General features: G+C 44.7%; 14 protein-coding genes. 4 read left to right on the top strand and 10 right to left on the bottom strand.

Annotated elements, in window-relative coordinates:
* Nucleotides 1-60: 60 nt before the first annotated feature.
* The 3 genes from MHM99_RS11330 to MHM99_RS11320 all read right to left on the bottom strand — a co-directional run bounded on the left by MHM99_RS11330 (nucleotide 61) and on the right by MHM99_RS11320 (nucleotide 4031).
* Nucleotides 61-1407, bottom strand: coding sequence for a Na+/H+ antiporter NhaC family protein (locus MHM99_RS11330; RefSeq protein WP_239219374.1), 1347 nt, complete (start codon nucleotides 1405-1407; stop codon nucleotides 61-63).
* Between the two features lie 391 nt (nucleotides 1408-1798).
* Entirely contained in the window at nucleotides 1799-3031 is a 1233-nt protein-coding gene (locus MHM99_RS11325; RefSeq protein WP_239219372.1) for a helix-turn-helix domain-containing protein, read from the bottom strand.
* A gap of 88 nt (nucleotides 3032-3119) precedes the next feature.
* Nucleotides 3120-4031: a diguanylate cyclase gene (locus tag MHM99_RS11320; protein WP_039227197.1), complete on the bottom strand. Its 912-nt coding sequence runs from the start codon at nucleotides 4029-4031 to the stop codon at nucleotides 3120-3122.
* A gap of 374 nt (nucleotides 4032-4405) precedes the next feature.
* On the opposite strand from MHM99_RS11320, the gene MHM99_RS11315 reads away from it, so the two are divergent.
* Together MHM99_RS11315 and MHM99_RS11310 are read left to right on the top strand one after the other, a co-directional pair.
* Nucleotides 4406-7111 (top strand): TonB-dependent receptor, encoded by a 2706-nt coding sequence (locus MHM99_RS11315; protein WP_239219370.1) that lies wholly within the window; start codon nucleotides 4406-4408, stop codon nucleotides 7109-7111.
* A 144-nt stretch (nucleotides 7112-7255) separates the two neighbouring features.
* Nucleotides 7256-9574 (top strand): phytase, encoded by a 2319-nt coding sequence (locus tag MHM99_RS11310; RefSeq protein WP_239219368.1) that lies wholly within the window; start codon nucleotides 7256-7258, stop codon nucleotides 9572-9574.
* Nucleotides 9575-9768: 194 nt separating this feature from the next.
* Here the strand turns inward: MHM99_RS11310 and MHM99_RS11305 are convergent, their stop codons facing one another.
* From MHM99_RS11305 to MHM99_RS11295, 3 genes are all read right to left on the bottom strand, one after another.
* On the bottom strand, nucleotides 9769-10188 hold the full coding sequence (locus MHM99_RS11305) for a CBS domain-containing protein (protein WP_014949170.1): 420 nt from the start codon (nucleotides 10186-10188) through the stop codon (nucleotides 9769-9771).
* A 180-nt stretch (nucleotides 10189-10368) separates the two neighbouring features.
* Nucleotides 10369-11436, bottom strand: a complete 1068-nt coding sequence (locus MHM99_RS11300; RefSeq protein WP_239219366.1) for an isoaspartyl peptidase/L-asparaginase — start codon at nucleotides 11434-11436, stop codon at nucleotides 10369-10371.
* A 148-nt stretch (nucleotides 11437-11584) separates the two neighbouring features.
* Nucleotides 11585-15367: an ATP-binding protein gene (locus MHM99_RS11295; RefSeq protein ID WP_239219364.1), complete on the bottom strand. Its 3783-nt coding sequence runs from the start codon at nucleotides 15365-15367 to the stop codon at nucleotides 11585-11587.
* A 241-nt stretch (nucleotides 15368-15608) separates the two neighbouring features.
* Between MHM99_RS11295 and sbcB the strand changes: the two genes are divergently transcribed.
* Together sbcB and MHM99_RS11285 are read left to right on the top strand one after the other, a co-directional pair.
* Nucleotides 15609-17039: an exodeoxyribonuclease I gene (gene sbcB, locus MHM99_RS11290; protein ID WP_239219362.1), complete on the top strand. Its 1431-nt coding sequence runs from the start codon at nucleotides 15609-15611 to the stop codon at nucleotides 17037-17039.
* A gap of 127 nt (nucleotides 17040-17166) precedes the next feature.
* The gene (locus MHM99_RS11285) at nucleotides 17167-18822 is read left to right on the top strand and encodes a FapA family protein (RefSeq protein ID WP_014976276.1); all 1656 of its coding nucleotides are present in this window, start codon (nucleotides 17167-17169) and stop codon (nucleotides 18820-18822) included.
* A gap of 19 nt (nucleotides 18823-18841) precedes the next feature.
* Here MHM99_RS11285 and MHM99_RS11280 read toward each other — a convergent pair whose 3' ends face one another.
* From MHM99_RS11280 to MHM99_RS11265, 4 genes are all read right to left on the bottom strand, one after another.
* Nucleotides 18842-20245: a transporter substrate-binding domain-containing protein gene (locus MHM99_RS11280; protein WP_156087332.1), complete on the bottom strand. Its 1404-nt coding sequence runs from the start codon at nucleotides 20243-20245 to the stop codon at nucleotides 18842-18844.
* Between the two features lie 151 nt (nucleotides 20246-20396).
* Nucleotides 20397-21497 (bottom strand): ISAs1 family transposase, encoded by a 1101-nt coding sequence (locus tag MHM99_RS11275; protein ID WP_239219360.1) that lies wholly within the window; start codon nucleotides 21495-21497, stop codon nucleotides 20397-20399.
* Between the two features lie 120 nt (nucleotides 21498-21617).
* Nucleotides 21618-22853, bottom strand: a complete 1236-nt coding sequence (kynU, locus tag MHM99_RS11270) for a kynureninase (RefSeq protein WP_156086278.1) — start codon at nucleotides 22851-22853, stop codon at nucleotides 21618-21620.
* Nucleotides 22843-23970, bottom strand: a complete 1128-nt coding sequence (locus MHM99_RS11265) for an alpha/beta hydrolase (RefSeq protein ID WP_156086277.1) — start codon at nucleotides 23968-23970, stop codon at nucleotides 22843-22845. The genes kynU and MHM99_RS11265 overlap by 11 nt, the downstream gene beginning before the upstream one ends.
* Nucleotides 23971-24068: the final 98 nt, after the last annotated feature.

Below are 24068 nucleotides of genomic sequence, written 5' to 3'. Positions count from 1 at the left end.
CGGGCGGTGATCCTAGAAGATACCGCCCTAAAAAGCCAGCGTGTTAAGCGTTACGAGAATTTAAACGCTTTGGGTTAATTCATCGTCTTGGGGCGTTTTAAAACGGGGAAAACCGAACCAAATGGCCGCCACACCAAACACGAAAATCAGCATGGGATACCAGCAGTACGGTGTAATAGCTAACGGTGAAATACCTACTACGGCCGCGGCACTTAAAAGCTGCGCACCGTAAGGGACTAAACCTTGGAAACTGCACGAAAAGATATCCAAAAGTGATGCGGTACGACGAGGGTCAACACCGTATTTTTCATTTAAGTCTTTAGCAATTGGACCTGCGGTAACAATCGCAATAGTGTTGTTCGCCGTTGTAATGTCCAAAAAGCTAACCAAACCAGCAATACTGAACTCTGCGCCTTTCTTTGACGTGACCTTACGAGTTAAGCGCTCGATTAACCAGGTTATACCGCCGTTAGCGTGCATAAGTGCCACAATGCCGCCTATGGTTATGGCGATCATCGCTAAGTCTTGCATCCAGCCCATCCCTTTTTGGATGCTCTGCATCATTGAAAGTGGCGTAAAGCTTCCTTGTAGCAAGCCTACTACGCAGGCACTGGCAATACCCACTGCAAGTACGCTAATGACGTTAAACCCTGTTAGCGCAAAAGCGATAATGCACAAGTACGGTACTATGCGCCAAAAATCGTAGCTGCCACCTTCAACAATACCAGAAGTGTCAACATCCACCATAAGCAGCAACGCCATGGTGACAATGCACGCCGGCACAGCAACCATTAAGTTTGCCTTGAACTTGTCTTTTAGCTGAACGCCTTGGGTACGAGTTGCGGCAATGGTGGTGTCTGAAACAAACGAGAGGTTATCACCGAACATTGCGCCCCCCACCACAATACCCAGCGCCATTTCTACCGGCAGCCCTAAACTTGTGGCAAGACCTGCACCTATGGGCGAGAGCGCGGTAATGGTGCCCATGGACGTGCCCATTGAAAATGATATGAAACAGCAAATCAAAAACAGGCCTGGCAATATAAGTGCAGAAGGCACAAATTGAAGTGCCATATTCACCGTGGCATCCCGAGCGCCAATATCTATAGTCACCGCATAAAACGCACCGGCTAACAGGAAAATAAGCACCAAAAGAATAATGTTTTTATCGCCACCGCCTTTGCAAAAGGTTTGTACTTTTTCAGAGAAGCTGACCTTTTTCCCTTTCGGGTTTAAACATAGCCCATAGCCAGCGCTGATAAAAAACGCAACCAAAATAGGCATCGCAGTGATGTCGTTTGTAGTAATGCCGGTTACCACAACAAGGATCACAAAAAGCAAAATAGGCGTTAAACCTAGCGGGTTAGGTGCAATAGAATTTGGTGCAATGTCTTTATTTTCGTGCACAGAAAACTCTCTTTTTGGGTTTTATTGCCTGCTAGCAACAGTTTAAAGGCTACGCGGAAAAGCCACCTGCCGGTTGCGAATGCGTAAGAAAAAGCTTCAACGAAACCATATTTTGACGGTCTTGAACGGTGAAAAGCTAAAGCTGCAAAGGATAAAAGGTTTTTAAAGCATTGAAAAGAAATTTACTTTCCAATAATTAACCCAACTGCACTGTGCCAGACGCTACGATTAGATTTCGAGTTATTAAAGGAGTGAAGCTACAACCATTTAGCCGTAGAACGCGACTGCCGCCTAGCTTTTTTTCATAGCAGTGTTGCATAAATGTTTGGCATAAGTGTGTGGCATAGCTCTGTTACGTAGAAATATGGACAGGCGCTATCAGTCATTCACGTTAAATTCTAAGCTCGCTAGGGGTTTTACCTGTAAGCCGTTTTACCGTTCGTCGAAAGTTAGGTAAATCGTTAATGCCCATTGCATTGGCCGCCGTCTCGTTACTCACTTTGTGCACCGAAAGAAGTAAAAGTGCATGATTGCGCTGTACTTCCTCGCAGAGCGCGCGATAGCTAGTGCCGTACTCTTTTAGTTTCCGCTTTAGCGTAGCCACACTGACGTTTAAGGTTTCCGCTAATTCAGGTAGTCCGATATTTGCTGCCTGTGTGTTGGAGGATGCATAAACATAACGCCTCACAAAATCAGGCAAAGACAAGCGATTTTGCAATTCAATAGAAGCCCCTTCTTTTGTTTGCGTTGCGCTGTTACTAACGACACCTTCCAGAGAAACATGTGATTCAGCAGAACAATCCGACTGAGCTATTAGCTCCAAAGATTGGCGTAATACGTCTTTCTCAATGCAAATACTGTTAAAAGCGCGATTAAACGATAACTTAAGCCCAAGGTGGGTTTCGTAATCAGCAATATTTCTTGGTCGACTCTCGGTAAAAGAGAAAGATAAAGGAATTCGCTTATTCGCTATACTTTTCATAAGTGCAACAACGCTTGCGAATGCCACTTCAATGGAGAACTGAAGCTGTTTGCTGCTTACCCCTGTAAACTGAGGCACTAACATTATTTGGTCCGCGTTCTCAAAACGCTGAAACTGACAGAGCGGTAGGCTACACCACCGGTATGTGTGGCGTTGAGTCAGCTGTAAAAGTAGCTGCTCTACATTTTCACATGCATTGAGCGCATTAAGTGGACTAGATGGCCACTGCGAGGCGAAAGCCCCTCCCAGCAAAAAACTGACGTCGCCGCCTCTCGCTTGACTTTGAACGTTCACTAACAGCGATGAGTATTGCTTTGTGCTTAGTAGTGAATAGTGTTGCAACGCGTCTTCAAAAATTCCTGTACCGCGCAAGAGCTTATTTTTATTCGCGCCACGAGAGAGCGCCACATTAAGTGCTGCCCTCACTAACCAATACCCAACTATTACTTTATCTTGGCTAGACATCACTACATCAGCACTACCAGCACTATCGATGACACCCATGCCAAGCGCTTTAGCATCATCTTTTAGAGAGACACCCACTCCAGAAAGACGAGTTGAATGACAGTACTCAGCACCCGCAATTGCTGCTTCGTCCTCAGAGTCTCGTAGTGCGTTTAGTCTTGGTAACATTAAATCCATAAGTTACTCGTTGCAGGCATCTTCATTCATCTTCACCGGTTACCCCTACCAATTACTATCGCCAAATACACTGACCAAACCGGCCTAATTACGCTGCGCTACCATGGGCACGCTCAAGTTCTAAGAGCATGGTGTTAAGCACTGTCGCAAGGCGTTGGTTAGGTAACAAAGTCACTTGAGTACTGCGAGCGGTGGTGTAAATAGCGTTTGCATTTTGACTGTGTCTAAACGCAAGGTGCTGAATGCTCACTTTGATATCGTTGAGAATAACGTCAGCCTGCATGGGCGAGACGTCTGGCATCAAAATAGCAAACCTATCACCGGCATAGCGGCACGCTAAATCTTGCTGACGCAAATTCATAATCACCAATTGCGCAATATCGTGCAGATACCTATCGCCTTCTGTATACCCATGTTTTTGGTTGAACAAAGAAAAGTTATTGATATCGATAATGGCGATGACAGCTGACTTGCCAGACTGCTGTAATTTATTAATTTGTGTTTTCCAATATTCTGCGCGGTAAAGCTGAGTGATGGGATCGATAGCATCGTGATCGCGAAAGTCCCATTCTCTGCGTCGTAATTGCAAATTTAACGCGCGCTGCTCTAGATGCCACTGATACAGTGCCGCGGTCATTACTACCATACCCACAGCCGCAGGATAAGACTCAATCATGCTTAGCCAATAAGCCTCTTCGGGATAATGAAAAAACTCATCCAAGAAATCTAAACTGACTGAAAATAGAAAGAAGCCGAGTCCTACCGTGAGAAGGCTCGTTACTTTACCTGGAGGACGGCTGGCAAGCGCAGCTAGCATCCACGCCAAAGTTAAAAAAGCAATGCTTCCTTCCCCCACAATATCGAGGCCTGATATCACGGTGCTTTCTTTTGCATTGCCAAACATAAAAGCTAAACAAACCGCTAACGCCACTACGCAAAATGTAAATGCTAGCCAAAGCTTGTGATGCCTAAATTGTGTTGAATTTGTAAAGGTAAACATAGTGCTCTCTTTGGAAATCTCTTGAATTGGATACATCACGCGTTAGTCCGGCCACCGCCAGCGCTCATAACAAAACGAGAGTCTTGCCCAAATCTGATGAAACTGTCGAGGGTCAGTTTGGCTCAGCAATGTGACATCTTGATGGCAGCGAACTTTAGGAGCATAAAAAAAGACACATAAACCAAACAAAATCAGTAATTTAAGCAAGGGTCAATTTAGCTCAGCCAATTGCAAATAGGCGACAATTACCGATTGTGTACCGCTTGTTCCATCAAATCGTCATATAACTGTCATGCAGCATTCTTAGGGTACTCATTCACTTACTTAGCACTTATTCAAAACGCCTTTTTACTGCTTAATTAATTGGAAAATAAATGAAAATTAAAACCGCGTACTCTTCTCTAACACTTGCCTGCATAGCGGCAATGGGCCTTAGCGTCGCTATACCTGCTTCAGCTGCTGATGGCGTAATTATCGGTTCAGTAAAAGACACCGCACAGACGCGCAGCTATACCGGTGCTCAAATTAAGCTTAAAGAATTAGGACTGGTTACTGAAGCTGGCACAGACGGTACATTTCGGTTTCCCTCTATTCCAGAGGGTACTTACACGCTAGAAATTTCTTATCTTGGTGAGGAAACGGTTACGCAAGCGATAAAAGTGACGGACAACGGCATTGCGCGCGCAGCCGTGGAGTTTGGCAGCGGCGATACTATCGATGAGATCTTGGTGCGTGGTCAACGAAGTGGTCAGGCAAGTGCCATAAACCAGCAGCGAACGTCAGATCGTATTTCGTCTATTGTATCCGCAGATGCCATTGGACAATTTCCAGACCAAAATGCTGCTGAGTCGTTACAGCGTTTACCTGGCTTGTCGATTGAGCGAGATCAGGGTGAAGGTCGTTTCGTCGGCATACGCGGTATCGACCCCAACTTGAATAACGTAACCATTAACGGCTTGAATATTCCCTCGCCTGAATCAGGCGTACGTTCAGTAGCCCTTGACGTTATTCCCTCTGAACTCATCCAAACGTTGGAGGTATCTAAATCGGTAACGCCCGACATGGACGGAGACGCCATTGGTGGTTCAGTCGCGGTGAAAAGCGTGAGTGCGTTTGATAAGGCTCGTGATACCGCGAGCATTACCGTGCAAGCCAGTCAAAATGATTTACGCGATGAAACCAGTCCAAAGCTTTCTGGTACGTTTACCAAGAAGCTTTCCCCTGAATGGGGGGTGGCTGGCGCTATTTCCTACTTTGACCGAGATTTTGGTTCAGACAATGTTGAAAGTAACGGTGACGATGAGCTTGAGCAACGTCACTACACGATCACTCGCGAACGTTTGGGTAGTGCGTTAAATATCGATTTTCGTCCTGACTTCAACAACCAATATTTTCTTCGCACACTTTACAGTGAGTTTTCTGACGACGAATACCGTCAAGGTAATATATTCACGTTCGATGGCGAAGACTCAGAAATAGAAAGAGAAAGTAAAGACCGCTTTGAAAGCCAGAGTATTTTTACTGTGGCGCTTGGTGGTGAACACCAATTAGATACCTGGAAAGCAAACTGGCAGCTCGGTTATGCAAAGTCTGATGAAGACGAGCCAGATGCACTGTATTACGTATTCAAAACCGAAAATGACAGTATCGACGCAGACTTAAATACTATGCGTCCAACCGTGTCACAAAACGCTGATGCCATGGACTTATCAACCTATGAAGTCGATGAGATAAGCTTTGAAGATAACTACACGAAAGATACCGAAACCAGTATTAAATTCGACGCCGCCCGCCCCATCAACCTTGGTGGCTATATCGGTGAGTTAAAAATTGGCTCGAAATACCGAAGCCGAGAAAAAGACCGCGACAGCAGCATCGCTATTTTTGATGGAGACTTCGACGACTTAGACGCTTCGCAATTCGGAGCTGCCAGTCCAGATTACTCTCTTGATAACTTTGGGCCTGGGCTTAATCGAAGTGAAATGCGTAACTACTTTAACGAAAACCGCAAGAGCTTGGAATTAGACAGCCTAAATTCTGAAGTAGAATCTCGTGGCGCGACCTATGTGAATGAAGAGGATATTTTTGCCGCTTATATCATGGGCAGCGTAGATATAAATAAACTTCATTTGGTAGCAGGCGTACGCTATGAACGTACTGACTTTTCTACATCGGGTATGCGAGTAGAGCTTGTAGAAAACGAAGAAACCGACGTGGAAGAAGTGGTAAATACGCCATGGGAAGCAGAGCGCGACTACGATCATTGGTTACCCAGTGTAAATGCCAGATACACTGTTTCAGATAAACTTCAGCTTCGCGCTGCCTACACCCAAACTATTTCAAGGCCAAAATTTGAAGATGTAGCGGCATTTCAAATCATCGAGAGTAAAACAGAAGAAGATGATGGCGTATTTGTAACTGAACGAGAGGCGGAAGTTGGTAACCCTGACCTTCAGCCTTACGAAGCACAAAACGTTGATTTGTCGATTGAATACTATCCTGGTGACATCGGTGTAATTTCAGCAGGGCTGTTCTACAAGAATATCGATAACTTCGTTGTGTACGCTGATGTTGCAGGTACAACCGGTTGGGAAGGTTTTGAAGAGGTCATACAGCCAATTAACGGCGACTCTGCCGATTTAACCGGCTTAGAACTTTCTTGGGTGAAAGCTTTCAATAACGGTTTTATTGTTTCCGCCAATGCTACTTTTACTGATTCTGAAGCGACTACCTTCTTAGATGGCGAAAAATTTGAAACCCAGTTACCAAATCAATCAGACCGTATTGGCAACATCACCATTGGGTACGAAGCGAATGACTTCAGTGTACGTCTAGCCACCACCTATAAAAGCGACAATTTCGAAGAGATTGATGGTGACATGCTCAGATTTGAAGACGACCACGTACAGGTTGATTTCATGGCGCGCTACTACATCAACGACAGCATGCAGGTGTATTTCAACGGCATCAACTTAGGTGACGAACCTTTCTACAACTATTTCGATACGCGCAACCAAAACGCGCAGTATGAAGAATACGGCCGCACGTTCGAACTTGGCTTTACTTGGCAGCTTAACTAGGCAGGTATATCGAAAGTTAATTATCGGGTTTGAAGGCCGTAGGTAATTTGGCCTTCAAACCTGCTCTTAATAATCTGTAAGCCATGTTTTAGTCGATGCGCCATGCATGGTTTGATCTCAGTAAGTTTCAGGACAATAACAACAATGACCAATCAGCGTCACACCAAAACAGTTTTTAAAACCACATTTACCACAGCGGCACTTTCAAGCGCACTTTTGACGTTGTTCAGTTGCGCAGCCTCTCACGATACCAATACCAGCGCAGATACCCATGCAAATATCAAGTTAGCGCACAGCGAAAGCCAGCTAGTAAAAGCAGAAAGCCAAGACATCGCATTACCGCTAACAAAGCTAAAAAATGGTCTAATCCTGACTCTGCACTACCAAACGCACGCGGACCATTCCAACACCAAAAGCGCTTACAAAGACGCTTACAAAGACACCCATGCTAACAACACTAGCAAGGACGCCCGCGCCAACAACAAACATAAAGTTTACGATGACACCCACGCTATCAACATTAACGTTAACGAACATAAGGGTATTTCACTAAGTAACTCTGAAGGAAAAAAGCACTTCATTGCGGGACATTACACCTTAGCACGTGCCGAAGTTGTGGAATCTAATTCAAAACAATGGGTGTCTTTAGTAGTGTTCAATAACAACACCCAGTACATAAAGGTGTATCGCATTAACGCCGCGTCTCTTGAGGTTTACCAACCGCAAACTCAATTGACCAAAGGTTCTGAAGCCATTTGTGCTACAACATCAAGCGCTGGCGAACTGCAAATTGTTAATATCGATGCGACCGGCACGCTGAATCAGTATGAATTTTACAACGGGCGCTTTTTATCGCTTAGAGACTTTGCGATAGGTCCAGGCATTAAAAGTTGCGCGATAAATGCCAACACCGAAACGCTATACCTTGCTGACGAATTTGCCGGTGTGTGGCAATTAGATACCGATATTGAAAGTGAGCTAGCAAAAACCCTTATTTTTCACGATCAAGATGTTGCCATTGAAGGTGTAGCCACCCTATCTTCAACGACGGTAGATGGCGTGGATATCGCTGCCTGGGTGAGCCCGGATGCCAGCGGGGTATGGCTTAAAGCGCCATGTCTTACGAAATTTGTCTCGCTAATGAATACGGCGAACGAAAGTGACTCAGCAGATCGCCAGGTGAACGCAACCAACAAGTCTACTTTTATTCAGCCTGAATTCATTCACCTGTCGTTAAGTGAAGAAGGCACGCATATTTCTCTTGTTGTTGATGATGATGAATCAGGCGACGTGTTTTCTGCCGAACTTCCCTCAAAACTAAGCGCAGCTTTACTTAATCGACAATGCGACACCCATATTAAAGCCACCTCGCCAAAAGAAAATTACATAGAGGAAGTGCATACAGATAACAGCGAACCCCAACATGCAAACCTCACTATCAAGGTTAAACCCGATGTTGAAACTGACCCAGTGGAAAATCATGGCGACGCTGCTGACGACCCTGCCATTTGGGTAAACTCGAATTCCCCTTCACAAAGTCGCGTAATCGGCACCGACAAAAAAGGCGCATTAAATAGCTATGACTTAGCCGGCAAGCTAGTGCAAAGCCTTCCTATTGGCAGAGTGAATAACGTTGATGTGGGATACAAGGTATCTGTGGCAGAAACCAAAGCTCTGCAAAGCGATACGCCACTTATCGATATCGCAGTGGCATCAAACCGGTCGAATAACAGTTTGTCTGTATTTGAAATAGATAAACGCGGTCATATGACTCAACTTGGCCACATAAGCACTACACTCAATGATATATACGGCATGTGCCTGTTTGTGTCAGGCGGAATAGCTCATGTATTTGCTAACGACACCAGTGGCCGCTTCGAGCGATATAGCGTGTCTATCGCTCCAGACAAATCTGTTGATGGACATTTAACACAGTCCTTTTCACTGCCCTCACAGCCAGAAGGATGTGTTGTGGATACTAAAACGAGCACGGCATACTTAGGTGAGGAAGGTGCTGGTATCTGGGCTCTAGATTTAACAACATACAGCAATCAGCCCCGGTTCATCGCAAAGATAGAAGCCCCGGTAGAAGCTGATATTGAAGGGCTGGCTCTGTTTGATGTAGATTCACAAACTTACCTAATCGCATCGAGTCAGGGTAATAACAGCTATGCTATCTATCACGTACACACTGAGAACCCTGAAGTCTTGGAACTGATGGGGCTTGTTCAAATTACGGCAGATAAAGCCACGCAAATTGACGGCGTGTCGGAAACAGATGGGCTTGATGTAACCAACGCTAACTTGGGAGGAAGGTTCACCGAAGGGCTTTGGGTAGTACAAGATGGAAGAAACGTCATGCCTAGCGAGACCCAAAACTTTAAGCTAGTTGCTGGTGCTTCACTTAAAGATGCGATCAGAAAATTAGCGAGCGCCAAGCGTGAACGCCACTCACACATGTAACAAATAATACGAAAAGTAAATAAATAAAAAGGAGGCGTTAAGCAATTTAACGCCTCCTTTCTGGTATATGATAAATGCATGGCGTCGCACTAGCTTCTGGCCGTTCTAACCCAGCGCCGCATCTTCATTCATTACGCTACCTGCAGCACTAAATCCTACCAAGCTAAATAAAAGTGCGTTATCCCAAACAACGTCTAACCCGCGCGCTGGTATCCATCATTTAATTGAACATCAATAGCCCGTAGCACTGCCGTTCGATTAATTGAGCCTAACAGTACCCCGTCATCATCAACAATGGGGTAAACTCTCGGCTTTTCCTTTAACAGCAACTGCGCTAACTCTATTACCGACATATAAGGTTTGATAGAAATCACAGGGGTTTTCATGATTTCCCCTACTCTACAAATTTGTTCGCGATAGTAGCTTGACGCAATCATTTGAGCGATACAGTCTTGCTCAGACAAAAAGCCCACCACTCTACCTTTGCTATCGAGTACCGGACCACCACTCTGCCCACTGGCTAATAACACTTCGACAGCCTGCGCAACGGGCATATCGACATTAAGCTTCACTGGGTGAGTATTCATATAATCACTGACTTGCAACGATTCCATTTTCAATTCTCCAGCCGTGGCGCCTAATGTGACCGATACTGCGACTTAATTGGCGTTACGGCACTTCAATTATTTTTAACCACATGTGAAAGCAATTTTCCCCCACACTTTAAGATTAGACGCTTCGTTGCATACAAGCCAGCACATTTAACATTAAAATAACAAATAGTTTTTCAGTGATCAGTCCTTGTAAATTGCCACTTTAACTTTACCATTTATGTCAACACTAGCGCGGTACATACCCGCAGAATTGAAAGGCATAGCGACGTTACCTTTAGCGTCAATAGCAATCACACCGCCATCGCCACCGGCGTTTACAAGTACGTCGTTAACTACAGTGTTCGCAGCGTCATTTAACGTTAAACCCTGGTACTTCATTCGCGCACAAATATCTGCTGCCACGTTGTATCGAATAAAATATTCACCATGTCCTGTGGCCGATACCGCGCAGCTTTCATTGTCAGCATAGGTACCCGCTCCAATAACAGGCGAGTCTCCAATACGTCCGTACCGTTTAGCCGTCATTCCGCCAGTGGATGTTCCCGCGACAATGTTGCCTCCTTGATCCAATACTACGGCTCCAACAGTGCCAAAGCGCTCATTGCCTTGCTGCGAACCGTAACCACTCGATACCTGCTGCATACGTGCTTTCGCTTTATCTAAAGCTTGCTTGCGAAACTCGGTATCAAAAACGGTGTTGTCTACCTGTTCAAGGCCGTTTTCTTTTGCGTAATCTTCAGCGCCTCTCCCTGAAAGCATAACGTGTGGAGATTCATTCATTACCAATAACGCAGCCTCTATTGGGCTTCTTATTGTTTTCACCCCCGCAACAGCACCTGCATTTTTACTGCCGCCGTGCATTATCGACGCATCAAGCTCGTGCTCACCGTCGAAGGTATATACCGCACCGATGCCAGCATTAAATAACGGCGAGCTTTCAAGAATTTTGATGGTTTCTACTACCGCCACTTCACCTTTTTCGCCTTTCTGCAACAAGGCGTAGCCATGCTGCACCGCTTGGGTTAATACTCTTTTGTAGTCCGCTTCTTTTTCTGGCGTCATCGATGATTTTAAAATGGTTCCTGCACCGCCATGAATAGCGATAGCTACGGGTGTTTTTCCTAATTGTTTGGAATCATCCGCTAATGCCGGAACACTCGTAATGGCAAACGATGCAGCAAGCGCGCCTATTGCATACAGTGCATGTCGAATTTTATTCGGCTGGCGAAAAATACGAGATGGGTTCAAAAGCTTTACTCCTAATAGCTACGTTTTACGTGCGCGCATAATCTGTGAGATGGTTTGACTACAGATTTCTAGAATCAATTCAACGCGCTCTGTTGATGCGATTTTTACGCGACCTTAGACGTAAGATGACACAATTAGCTTAGGTAGGCTAGGCTACCTCGAGGATCTCTAAGAAAGTATTAAGATCATCGGTGATGGAAGGGAGTAGCGCTTCAGCGTCTTCCCACTTTTTCGCCTTTGACAATTCCCATAAGCTCTCAAAGTCTCGTTGTAACTGTACGGCACCAATATCTGCAGACATACCTTTGAGCTTCAATGAAAGTACCTGAACCTTTTCGAAGTCTCGACTATCAACAGCCTGCTGCAGTAATTTAAGCTTGTCAGGCGCGCTTCTGGAATACAGCTCGCACACACGGGAAAATAGCGCTTTATCGCCCATTATCCGAGCAATGGCATCGTCTTTTTCCCAACATCCATCAAGCCCCTCTGAATTGTCTTCATAAGCTTGGGTTTTACTGACGTTATCAATTTCAGCCCCCTTCTCCGAGCCCTCGCGAGCGGCGATATCATTAGCTATTTTCGCGTTTTTTATCGTGGGGGCTATTTCTACTTCAGACTCTTTACTTGACTGAGCCTCTGTTCTTGAATGCGATAGCGTGTCGCAGTCCATTTCTTTTGAGATGGCACTCAACAAACTGTCAACCAGTGGGGGTTCGCTGGCAGTGATTCCGGTACCTGACCTCGTATCAGTATCGTTAAGCTCTGCACTTGCTAATGCCGTTATTTGATGCACTAACCATTGTTTCACTTTAGGAATAAGTACATCGGCCATGACAGGCTTTGTCGCAAAGTCGTCCATACCTGCCTCTAAACATTTCTCTTTTTCGCCGAGCATGGCATTGGCTGTCATGGCAATTATAGGTACATCTTTGTGCATCGCTCCTGCCTTACCTTCTCGTATGGCTCGGGTAGCGTCATAACCATTCATATTAGGCATCTGACAATCCATCAATATGCTGTGAATTCTGCGGCCTTTGCTTTCACATTTCGTCAAGAACGCCACAACTTCCTCACCATCGCTGCAGGTAAAGAATTTAACAGGTAAACTTTCCAGCACTCCCTTCGCCACCTCGCGATTGATCATATTGTCATCAACTATCAATAAGTTGGCATTCTCAATAGACAATTGCTGCTCAGTATCGTCTGCTGCCCCTTCATCGTTTGAGATGTCCTCAGCTTTCCCTTTACCTGATGAGATATCTGACTGGTTTAATGTATATCCCGACAGCGCAGCGTCTAACCCTTGTTGGACAATTGCAAAACTCGACCTGAATAATGGCTTTGGCAAGTAAAGCGGCACAAGGTGATTAAAGTGGAAAGGTGTCCCTTCTAGTTTTTGAAGAATATAAACCACAGGTAACGTACCAGCGTCTTTAGTTGCAGCTTGTGCCTGCCATATATCATCTAGCTCACGAATGAGTGAACTGGCCTCGTCCACAATAATGGCATTTAATTGCGTCCAAGGTACTGTTCCTAACTCAGAATGCTTACCTAATACTTGCGGCTCTGCACCGACGTGTAAGGCTAAACAACAGATGTTTTCCTCTAAAGGTGGATAACTTGCAGAAACACCAATTGTGATCCCATTAAGCAGCATACTTTCGTTTTCCACCGCCATTTTATGCTCGAACGCGCTGTCGTACGTTGTTTCAGGAAGCGTAACGAAAAATGAGAAGGTGCTGCCTATGTCAACTTCAGAATTGAACGTAATGTCTCCTCCCATAAGCTGGCTCAATTGCTTGCAGATAGACAAGCCAAGTCCGGTACCTCCGTATTGGGTAGCAACAGATGCATCAGCCTGCGTAAACGCGGTAAACAGTTTGGGCTGATTTTCTTGTGCTATCCCTACGCCCGTGTCACATACGCTGAAATGAAGCTGTTGTGTCCCCGCATCTACATCACTTAACGATGCTTGTAGCTTTATATGCCCTTCTTCAGTGAATTTAATAGCATTGTTCAATAAATTACTAAGAATTTGGTTGATTCTGTGTGGATCTGAGTTTATTTCCACCGGGGGAAGACCTGTTGTATCAACAAGAAGCTGTAGTCCTTTAGAAGCTGCCTTAACGGCAAAGACCTTGGCGATAGACTCGATAAGTGCAAGCGGATCAAAATATTGATTATTAATATCAAGCTTGCCCGCTTCAATTTTAGACAAGTCGAGAACGTCGTTAATCAGCACACTGAGATTGTTGCAGCTTATTTCCATCATGGAAACAAGCTGTTCAGCTTTTTCATTAAGGGGCTGACGCTTAAGTAGCGCCAAGGAGCCAACTACCCCGTTTAACGGTGTTCTCATTTCATGGCTAATATTGGAAATAAAAGAGCTTTTCACTTTGCTCGCTTTTCGCGCCTCTTGCGTCGCTTCAACAAGTTCTTTCGTCCTGCTTACCACTTTTTCTTCAAGCTTCAGGTTTACCCTTTCTATCGCGTCTTTTGCCTTTCGTTCGTCAGTCACATCTCTAATTACAACAGCAACACCTGAAAACTGTGATTGTTCACCCCAAATGGTAGATGCGGTTATAAGTAGCGTGTGCTCTTCTTTTTCGTCATCGGTGTAAGGGGTTGTAAAGGTACTTTGCTTTCCGCCTTTGGTGAGAACCGATTCAAGCCCTAATAGAGAAAGCTGCTCAAATGACGAATAGTGATGATTTAAAATAAGCTGGCTTGGGATCCCAAAAAGTGACTCCGCTGCCATATTCCAACTTTTCACCACGCCAGCAGAATCTACGCTAAAAATCGCATCTTTAGATATAGCGATAATAGCAACGGACTCACCGCGCACCTTAGCCAGCTCAATGTTTTTACTGTTACTTCGGTGTACGAATAGTAAAACGCTTACAAAAATTAGCGTAACTACCCCAATTACACTGTAAACGCTAATCCTCTTCTCATTGATAAGGGCTGCCACTTCTGACTGAGACAATGCCGTATGAAGAAAAAACGGGGCGGTTTGCTGATTTCCATTTATCGTAAAAGCACGAGTGACCGTATACAAAGATGAGTTTGTCTGTGCGGTCTGTTTAATTTTAGCCCTACCTATTTTCGAAGGGCTTTCGAATTCGCTCGCCCAATTCACCGTAGGATTTAAATCTCTGGAGAAGGACTTATCACTGTCTGGATGACTTACAAAAAAGCCTTCACTGTCGGTAACAAATAGCAATTGATTGCCGACAAGCGTTTGTTCCATTTGCGACAGTAGAAACTGGGCGTTTACGTTCATGATTATAAAACCATAACGCTCACCAGAGCTGCTGAAGATTGGAAGAGAAAGGCGAATAACGCTTTTATAAGGAAACTCGAGCTTCCCATATTCACGATTCAAATTGATATCTGAAATATAAAACTCGCCCTTATTGCGCTTAACACTCTCTATGAAGTAACTTCTCGCTGCTTTAGGTTGTAAATCGTTGTCCTTAACTACTAAAACACTTCCCCCGTTTCTTTCCACCCGAATAAACTCACTTCCATCCTCATTGGCTTGAATGATCCTTAATTGATCGACTTCTTCGTTATTTTCGATAAAAGCAACGAAAATCGTTTCTAGTCGCTGCTTCCACTGTTCCAACGTCGTACCGTCTTTGGGGTCTAGATTTTCATTTTCAGTCGCGCGGACGATGCCGCTTATGGGTGGTGTCTGATGTAGAAAGTTAAGCGCATTGATATACTTTCTCACCTGAGAGTTTGCAGCATTTTCAGCACTGGCGGCACTCTCTTCTAATGCCGTGAAAGTTTGAGATTCAGCCGTCGCTTTGATATTACTTTCGAACAAACCAACAACAAGTACAACAAGCACTGTTGCAAGTACTAACGCTAAGCCTAAAGTACTCTTAGCTTCACTGATGGATGAACTGGATTTGAGGAACGACAAACAGGCAATATCCGTATAAATTTTGATAACTTAAAGCTAGTCATCATTTTGTTAATGCGCAAGTTTCGCGCGATACATCAAAACGCAAAATACTCAAAAAAAGACAATAATTAACGCGTTTTTTTAAGTCTTGCCGATGGCTAACAAATAAATCACTGTTCATATTAACGCCAGCATTTGGTATTCAATTTCTCGCGGTGTACACTGCCATCAATATTTCTCTAACATCGCAATAGTGGTTATGCACGCACCTACATTTTTGTGGCACGATTTTGAAACCTTTGGCACCAGCCCACAAAAAGATCTCCCCTGCCAATTCGCTGCAGTAAGAACTGATATGGATTTAAATGTGATTGGTAAACCCATAAATATCATGAGCGCCATTGCGAATGATTATTTACCACATCCAGAAGCGTGTTTGGTGACCGGCATAACACCGCAGCAAACCATTCGCGACGGTTCTAACGAAGCTGATTTCGCCGCGCGAATTTATCAGGAAATGTCGACGCCAAATACCTGTAGTGTGGGCTTTAATAGTATCCGATTCGACGATGAGGTTTCCCGCTACCTGTTTTATAGAAACTTTTACGACCCATATTCACGTGAATGGCGAAATGGCAATAGCCGTTGGGATATAATCGATTTAGCGCGAGCGTGCTATGCACTGAGACCCGATGGTATTAATTGGCCACGCCGAGAAGATGGTGCACCAAGCTTTAAACTTGAGGCGTTAACTGCTGCTAATAACATTGGCCACGAAAACGCTCACGATGCTTTGAGTGACGTCTACGCCACAATAGCCCTTGCTAAACTGATAAAAGAAAAGCAGCCTCGCCTTTTCGATTATGCGCTGTCGTTACGCAGTAAACACACAGTTATGCAGCAAATTGATCTCACTAAACCATCGGTATTGCTTCATATCTCGTCTAAACTCCCAGCCTCTCAAGGCTGTTGTACTTGGGTTATGCCTGTGGCAAAGCACCCAACCAACAACAATGCATTTATCGCTATTGATTTATCGCATGACATTGACAGTTTAGTGAATGACACACCAGAAGAGATTAGACAGGCGCTTTATGCCCCGTCAGATACATTTGACGATGCGTTAGAAAGACCAGGGCTTAAGCTCATTCACGTCAACCGCTCGCCATTTATTACCACAGCTAAAGCAATGACAGAAGACAATGCCGCACGACTAGGACTGGATCGCGAGCGCTGCTTAGACAATTACAAAGTACTTGCCAGTATGCCCGAACTGGCCACTAAAATCGTAGATGTCTATGATGACGACATTCAAAGTGGTGAACTGGATATAGATCACGCGCTATATAGTGGTGGGTTTCTTAATGACGAAGACAGAAGGTGGTGTGAGCGTGTAATTGAAGCACAGCCCGATGATTTAGCCACTCTGAGTGAAAAAACACAGCACGAAGGGCTCAGAAAGCAGCTATTTCGATACCGCGCTAGAAATTATCCTAATACACTGACTGCAGATGAAATGACCAGGTGGCAGCATCATCGCCAAGCTCGCTTGACTGATTCAGCTTTTCACGGCTCAATCACATTAGAAAACTATATGATGCGGTTGGAATCACTGGCGCATGAACACAGCGACAATCCTGAGAAGCAGGCCATTTTACGCGCACTTTACCAATATGCCGAAAACCTTTGACGGGCGTTTTAGAACGCCTTAAATTAGTAAATGAAAAAAATAGACAGGCCGAGAACAAGTCAACGTCAAGTAATCGATAGATGCCGCCGATAAAAAGAATACACGTGCGCAAGGGAATAAAGAAGTTATGAATGGCGTAACAATAAGCTTCGACAAATCAAGAACCTACATTAACTTACAGTTAAATCCTTCTGATTTCACGTCAGAAGTTGATAGTAGGGAAATAAGAAAGCAACTAGAGAGCGGAGAAACTAAGCGACTGTATGTTTCTGAAAAAGCGTTAAAGTCGGCCTGTGATACAGCTAATCATTATTTCAAGACGGGTGATAGCACTGTCGTTCAGGAACGCATTGGCGAGCGCAAAAATGCTGAAATTGAATTTCGCATTCCCGAGGATGGGATGCAGGCGAACCTTGTGCTGACCACACCCTATGGCGGTAAACTTCCCTCATTAAGTACCGTTAAATCTCTAGCAGTAAAAAACAGAATCATTCGTGGCTTAAGCACCAAAACCATTGAATCTATGCTTACCCAAGCAAGGCAGTCTCCTCCAGGCACAGTACTAGAACAAATTGTCGCGAAGGGCCTACCAGCTAGAAATGGCAAAAACTCAAAGTTTATTCCCCTGGTACCAAACGCACTTGAAAGGGTGTTAAAACCCCAGACGGGTGATGGCGAGCGCGTGGACATGCGTAATTTAGGCGAAGTAATTTGCGTTAAAGTGAACACGCCTGTGCTGAGAAGAACCGAGCCAACTCAGGGCCGTTCTGGCTTCGATATCAAAGGGAATAAAATTCCAGCCGTTGCGGGCGAATGGGTTAACTTTAAAATGGGCAGCGGCACCGTGGTGTCCGACAGCGACGCCAATTTATTAATGTCTGCAATTTCTGGTATGCCGAAATACCGAGACCAGATAATGAACATTGACGATACCTTCATTTGTAGCGGCGTGAACGTTGGCTCTGGGCACGTGAATTACGAAGGTGCAGTATTGGTAAACGGCGATGTTACAGAGAAAATGCAAATCAAGGCCGCTGGAGATGTAACCATTAACGGCTTTGTGGAGTCGGCGTATATCGAGTCTGGCGGCGACATCATCATTACCGAAGGCGCGATGGGTAAAGTTAACGATACTCAAGGTGAATTCCAATGCCAACTAGTCGCAGCCGGCAGTATCCACGTTCAACACGGTCAAGGCATTGATATTCAATGTAGCGGTAATATTACTGTTGGTCGTCAGTTGGCGTATAGCCGCCTGCGTTGCGGCGGCGCAGTCATAGTTGGACAAATTGATAAGCCCATGGGAAATCTATTTGCTTGTGACATTATCAGCCAAGATCGCGTTGAAGCTGGCACTTTAGGCGCTGTATCTGGCAGTACGTTGAAAGTTGATTTTAGCCCAGGCTTTAACCAATTGTTAGAGCGCAAAGACTCTTTAGATGAATTGTTGAAGCAAATTCGCGAAAACAATCTAAAACACAAAGAAAAGATTAACCTTATTCAAGGTAAGAAAGTGCCTAAAGAGCTTCAACGTAAAGTAGCTGAAGCGTTAGAGCTTTTTAACAATGAGAGCGCATTGCTGGAGTGGCTTGAAAACAAAGCCAACGACGTCAAAGCAGCAAAAGAAAACTACCAGTCAGATATAAAACTTATCGCAAACAAACGTCTTTATCCCGGAGTATCGGCGAAGCTTAATAACCGTAACTGGCGTTCTGAGCGAGAATACGACAGGGCGCAAATTCGTTACGATTCGCACCAATGGCACTACGACCCTTTAATTTGACCTAACTAGTTCACTGAAGTTACTGTGCTACAGTTACGTTGCCATACCCTTGGCGCTTTGACTGGTACAGTGCCTTCATGGTGCGTTCAAACCACTCTGTGAATTCCTCAGACTCCCTGAGCTCAGATAAACCCATGGCCGTTTTAAAGCTCTCGACAAGCGAGTGATGGGTAGAAATGCAGTCTAACAATCTGTCTGCAAGATTTTTAGCTGCGTTTAACTCGGTTTGAGGGCACAAGATAATAAACTGTTCACCGCTAAAACGCGAAACAACATCGACTTCTCGAACGGTATTTAGACAATTCGTTGCCACGGCTTTTAGCGCCTCTTCTTTAGCCGAGGGCTCAATTGAATCTCTGTCATCGCTTACAGGGGTTAGTTCGATAACAATTAACGAAGCCGTAGTGTGAAATCGATGGAAACGTGAGATTTCTTCTTCCGCTCGCTGGATCATATGATTGCGGTTATATAGCCCCGTTACCGTGTCGTGAGCAGACAAAAAAGCAAGGGTCTTGTTCTTTTCTAACAAGGTTGCTTGTAACGCACCTATTTCCTCGTTTTTCTGGTTAATAATACGCTTGTAGCCGCTAACGTTTCTATTTCTAAAAATAAAAAGCAAGAAAACTAAAATGACAATTGCGGTGCTCAAAACCATAACGACATAGTTACGACTATAGCGAACTTGGACATTATTCCACTGCTTATAAATTTCTACCTTTCGCGTTTCTGGAATACGCTCAATGGCAAAGTTAAGCTTGTCCACCAGGTGGCCATAGGTTTTGTTCACACCAAAAGCTAATGAGTCGAAGGGCTCGGCGTAACCAACAATATTGAGGTCTTTCAGCTTCAAATTATTGATGTGCATATTCACGCTCATTAATGAGCCCACCATTACATCAAACTCATCATTCGCCAGCTGCTTTAGCCCTTCTTCTTCAGACGGAATAAGCTTTAAACGTAACCCCGGATAGTGTCGTGAAATATATTCAACTTGGCGATAACCCTGAACAATCCCTACTACTCGATTTCCCACTCCAGCGTAGCCTTGTATCATTGGCATTCCAGACTTAGCCACCAGCACATTGGGCGCTTCAAAATACGGCACACTAAAGTCGAGGAACTGCTTTCGATAGTCGGAAGTATTTAGCATGGGGATAACTTGGCACTTCCCCTGCTGAACGTACTCTAGGCTCTGTTGCCAGCTCTCAGTGGGCACTAGGGTAAACGTTAACTCAGATATTTCAGCAATAAGCTGCATATATTGGGCAGAAATCCCCACATGGATGCCGTTTCTGATTGCTTCGTAAGGCGCCCAGTTAGGATCTATACAGTACGTTACATTATTAGATTGTTCAGATGCCGCCTTTTGACCAGCTTCTGCTTGTAGGAGCGCGCTAAAACAACTCGCTCCTACAAACAACATGGTACAAAGCAGATATTTTCTTATTTTTTTCAACTGCACACCCAAAACATGTGAAGATATCGATGACAACCGCGAAGTATTAAGCGTAAATTCAAAAATTGCAATTATTTAGCTGATAATCTCGCTTTTCAGCCAGGGCAACCGCATACTTTTACCCAAAAATAAGCTCTGCTCTGAATTCATCGGCCCAGCCAGCCATTTTGAGTTTGCTTCTCATGCTGGCTTTCTTGGGGTGTAAACGAGCTATATTCAAACAAAACCGCCTAATCACTCCGACATTTTCCGCTCCGTCCTCTTTGCGTATTCGGCTATCATCTTCTTTAAACGTCACGTCTAACACCCAGTGGACTTTATTTTCGACTTCCCAGTGTGCTCGGATAGCCTGGTTGACCGCAGCGGGGTCAATATCCAGTGAACTGATGTAATATTGCGTTTCAGTGCTCACCTCTTTGTCTTTAAGGTGGCGCTCTCGCTCTATTTTGATAACACTGCGTATACCTTTCCAGTGCTGTGCTTCACTTATCCACTCACTGACTCTTAGTTGCTGGCACCTGCGTACTTCAATTCGTCCATGGCCAGAATCAGTCTGTTCATTACAGGCAATCCAAGCGGGATTATCCCTCTCTACCTTATGGAAATAGGCGGCAATTTCATCGCGTAGTTGTTTGTGGTTGTTTTTGATGCAGAGCACATAATCTGCGTTCTCCGAGCAGATTTTCTCGACTATCTTTTTCTGAGAGTTCATGGCATCTGCACTGATAAGAGCGCCTTTAATATTAAGCGTGTCGAGTAGATCCAATACCGAAGCATTCTCATTTTTCTTGCCCGATGACTTCAGTTGCGCAAGCACTAAACCTGCATCTTTGCTCCAGGCGGTAATGCTATGTAATGCCGTTTGCTTATCGCCATCGTAGGAATGACGAAGTGTCTTACCGTCGATGGCAATTTGAGGCTTACCCGTTTCAACACGCACTTCATTCACCCAATTCATAAAGGCTTTATTTAATTGTTCAGGGCATATTACTCGGACAATTCGGGCAATGGTATCGTCAACAGGAATGCCGTTTTCAAAGGGACGGTATTGGCGCAACCAATCAAGTTTATCTCGACCAAACACTTCTATATCGCTCCAACCCTCTGCTCCAGAAAGGACTGCACTCACAGTCAGAAATATCACATCAATAAAGTCATGTTGAACATTAATTTGCGTGCGGGGATCGGTAACTTCTGAAAAATGGCTTAGAAAACTCATAATTAACTCGTGTCATCAAAAAAACTATTTGATCACACTAATGATGATAAATATAACGAATTAAATCGATCAGATATCAGAGTAATTTAACAAAAGTACGATCTTGCCCTGGCTTTTCAGCTAGGTAACGCTCTGTCTTTGCTGAAACTCATCGTTTTCATAGCGCTTTTCATTCATAATTTCGGTAAGGCTTGCCACCGCTTTTTCAATATCGACGAAGCTTAAATACAGTGGCGCAAAACCTATTCGCAGAATATTTGGTGCACGGAAATCTGCAATCACCCCCTCAGCGATCCAAGCTTGGCAAATGGCGTAAGCGTGGTCGTGCGCGAAAGCAAGCTGACTACCTCGATTATCGATGCTGGGGCTTACAATGGAAAACTTGTCCAGAAGGCCTGCGCGCTTGGCTTCAGCGATGAAAAATGCCTGTAGCTTTTTGGATTTTTCATCAATAGCTTTAAGTGATACATCTTCAAATACGTCTAATGCCGCATCTAAAATGCTCATTCCAACAATTCCTGGCGTACCGCACAAGTTTTGCTTCACGGAATTGTCGCCAGCGTAATCAGGAGAAAATGAGAAAGGCGAGCTGTGCCCCATCCAACCAGACAAAGGTTGTTGATACTGTGCTTGATGTCGTTTAGCGACATAGATAAACGCTGGCGCACCAGGGCCGCCATTTAGATATTTGTAGGTACAGCCGACTGCAAAGTCCACATTACATGCGTCTAAGCTGACAGGAAATGCTCCAGCACTGTGCGCTAAATCCCACAAAGTTAAAATGCCCTTTTGGTGGGCTTGCTCGGTAATGATTTGCATATCGAGTTTATTGCCACTTCTGAAATTTACCTGTGTCAGCATCAGTACGGCAATATCGTCAGTTAGCTGCGACCCAATGCATGCTTCGTCAACATAGCGAATACTGTAATCGCTGCCGAGTAAGTCAAGCAGGCCTTGCACCATGTATATGTCGGTAGGAAAATTATCGCGGGTAGTCGCTATTACCTTGCGACTTGGGTGCATTTTTAACGCCGCACTTAATACTTTAAACAGATTAATAGAAATGGAGTCACAACAAATAACTTGGCCACTTTTAGCGCCAATCAGGCCGCCAATCTTATCACCCACTATTTGAGGTAGATGGATCCACTGATGCTTGTTCCAGCTTGTAATGAGCCCCTTTCCCCACTGTTCATTGACAACTTCGTCAGCTCGCTGTTTCGCTGCCTTAGGCAGAGGCCCTAGCGAATTGCCGTCTAAATAGACCGTATTAGCGGGAAGCGAAAATGCCTGCGCCTTGTCACGGAGTGGATCTTTAATATCAAGTTGTTCAGCTGAAAAAACCTTATTCATCATGTTCACTAATAACCTCAAGTAAAGCATCAAAGGATGTTGATTCAGGGTGAAGCCAATCGAAATGGCCACCATTTTTAATTATTTTTTGGTTGGTTCCAGATAATACAGCGTGGCGCGCTGGCACAATACTATCAGCATCGCCTTGGAGTAGTGTAATTGGCAAACTGCCATGGGTTGGCCGTGGTGTAGCCCTTTGATATGCGGTTGGAACATCTTCAGGCGTTCCATTCATGAATTTCGCTGTAGCCGACTGGCAGCTGTTATGGCCCTTGGCATAGGACTGGATGTCCGTAATTGCCGCTAACCCGATAATCCGTTTTATGTCTGCGCGCGATAAGTTCAAGGATGACGAAGAAAGGCGTTGCGCAGCAAGCAAAGCTAAGTGCCCACCAGCAGAATGCCCCGCAATGTAAATGTTAGTGTAGCGCCCTTCGTTCTCTATTCGTTTTAAGGCTGTACTTATTGCTTGTGTCACGTCGTCTAAACTACCGGGCCAGCCACCACCTTCATCACCTACGCGCCGATACTCTGTTACGTAGACACCCATCCCAAGCTCTGCTAAAGCATGGTACATCCCTTTCGCGTGTTCGTAACCGTAGGCATTAAGCCAACACCCACCGTGAATAAATATTAACGCTTTATCAGCGTACATTTCGTTCGTAGACGAACGTCCATGCCAAGTATAAATAGTTTGTAGTAGGTCATCGCCGTAGCTGAATTGTTCATCAGCTTCGCTTGTTGGCAAGACACCCAACGCTGAATAAGGTACCTGGCTTATTTTCTTGGGGTAGATAGCTGACGATTCACTGTTGGCATGGGTGTTATCCGAAGTCTTTTTTTCTTCGTTAGTGTGGGTGTCTTCCGAAACAGCGTCGTCAGAACCATCAACGGTTGATTGAATTTCGTGAAGCGCAGACAGAGTTAAGTCATCGTGGTTGTCTTCATTACTCGATAAAGAACGTGATTCCTCGTAGTGAGTGCCATTGTTACCGTGGGTGTCTGCGTAAGTCGAGTTTACTGAAAACGATGAGTCAGCTTGGACTTTCGCAACAAGCGTTAAAGTGGATAGCGCAACCGCAAGGGTTATAGAATTGATAACGTAAGTCACTGTCTTCATGCTTTTGTATTTTTCTTTATATTGAACCACAGAGCGAAATCAATGTGATTAGGCTCCGTGATTAAATATTTTACATATTTGCCATCTATAGCTATAGC

The organism is Alteromonas sp. MmMcT2-2 (genome assembly GCF_022348305.1).
Lineage (GTDB): Bacteria > Pseudomonadota > Gammaproteobacteria > Enterobacterales > Alteromonadaceae > Alteromonas > Alteromonas macleodii.
The sequence above is the reverse complement of the archived record's forward strand: the minus strand, read 5'-3'. Positions and strand labels throughout refer to the sequence as shown.

Excerpts from the sequence above, each read along its gene's own strand:
- MHM99_RS11325 (WP_239219372.1), bottom strand. The coding sequence starts at position 3,031 with ATGGATTTAATGTTACCAAGACTAAACGCACTACGAGACTCTGAGGAC.
- MHM99_RS11320 (WP_039227197.1), bottom strand. The coding sequence starts at position 4,031 with ATGTTTACCTTTACAAATTCAACACAATTTAGGCATCACAAGCTTTGG.
- MHM99_RS11315 (WP_239219370.1), top strand. The coding sequence starts at position 4,406 with ATGAAAATTAAAACCGCGTACTCTTCTCTAACACTTGCCTGCATAGCG.
- MHM99_RS11310 (WP_239219368.1), top strand. The coding sequence starts at position 7,256 with ATGACCAATCAGCGTCACACCAAAACAGTTTTTAAAACCACATTTACC.
- MHM99_RS11305 (WP_014949170.1), bottom strand. The coding sequence starts at position 10,188 with ATGGAATCGTTGCAAGTCAGTGATTATATGAATACTCACCCAGTGAAG.
- sbcB (WP_239219362.1), top strand. The coding sequence starts at position 15,609 with ATGCACGCACCTACATTTTTGTGGCACGATTTTGAAACCTTTGGCACC.
- MHM99_RS11285 (WP_014976276.1), top strand. The coding sequence starts at position 17,167 with ATGAATGGCGTAACAATAAGCTTCGACAAATCAAGAACCTACATTAAC.
- MHM99_RS11280 (WP_156087332.1), bottom strand. The coding sequence starts at position 20,245 with ATGTTGTTTGTAGGAGCGAGTTGTTTTAGCGCGCTCCTACAAGCAGAA.
- MHM99_RS11275 (WP_239219360.1), bottom strand. The coding sequence starts at position 21,497 with ATGAGTTTTCTAAGCCATTTTTCAGAAGTTACCGATCCCCGCACGCAA.
- kynU (WP_156086278.1), bottom strand. The coding sequence starts at position 22,853 with ATGATGAATAAGGTTTTTTCAGCTGAACAACTTGATATTAAAGATCCA.
- MHM99_RS11265 (WP_156086277.1), bottom strand. The coding sequence starts at position 23,970 with ATGAAGACAGTGACTTACGTTATCAATTCTATAACCCTTGCGGTTGCG.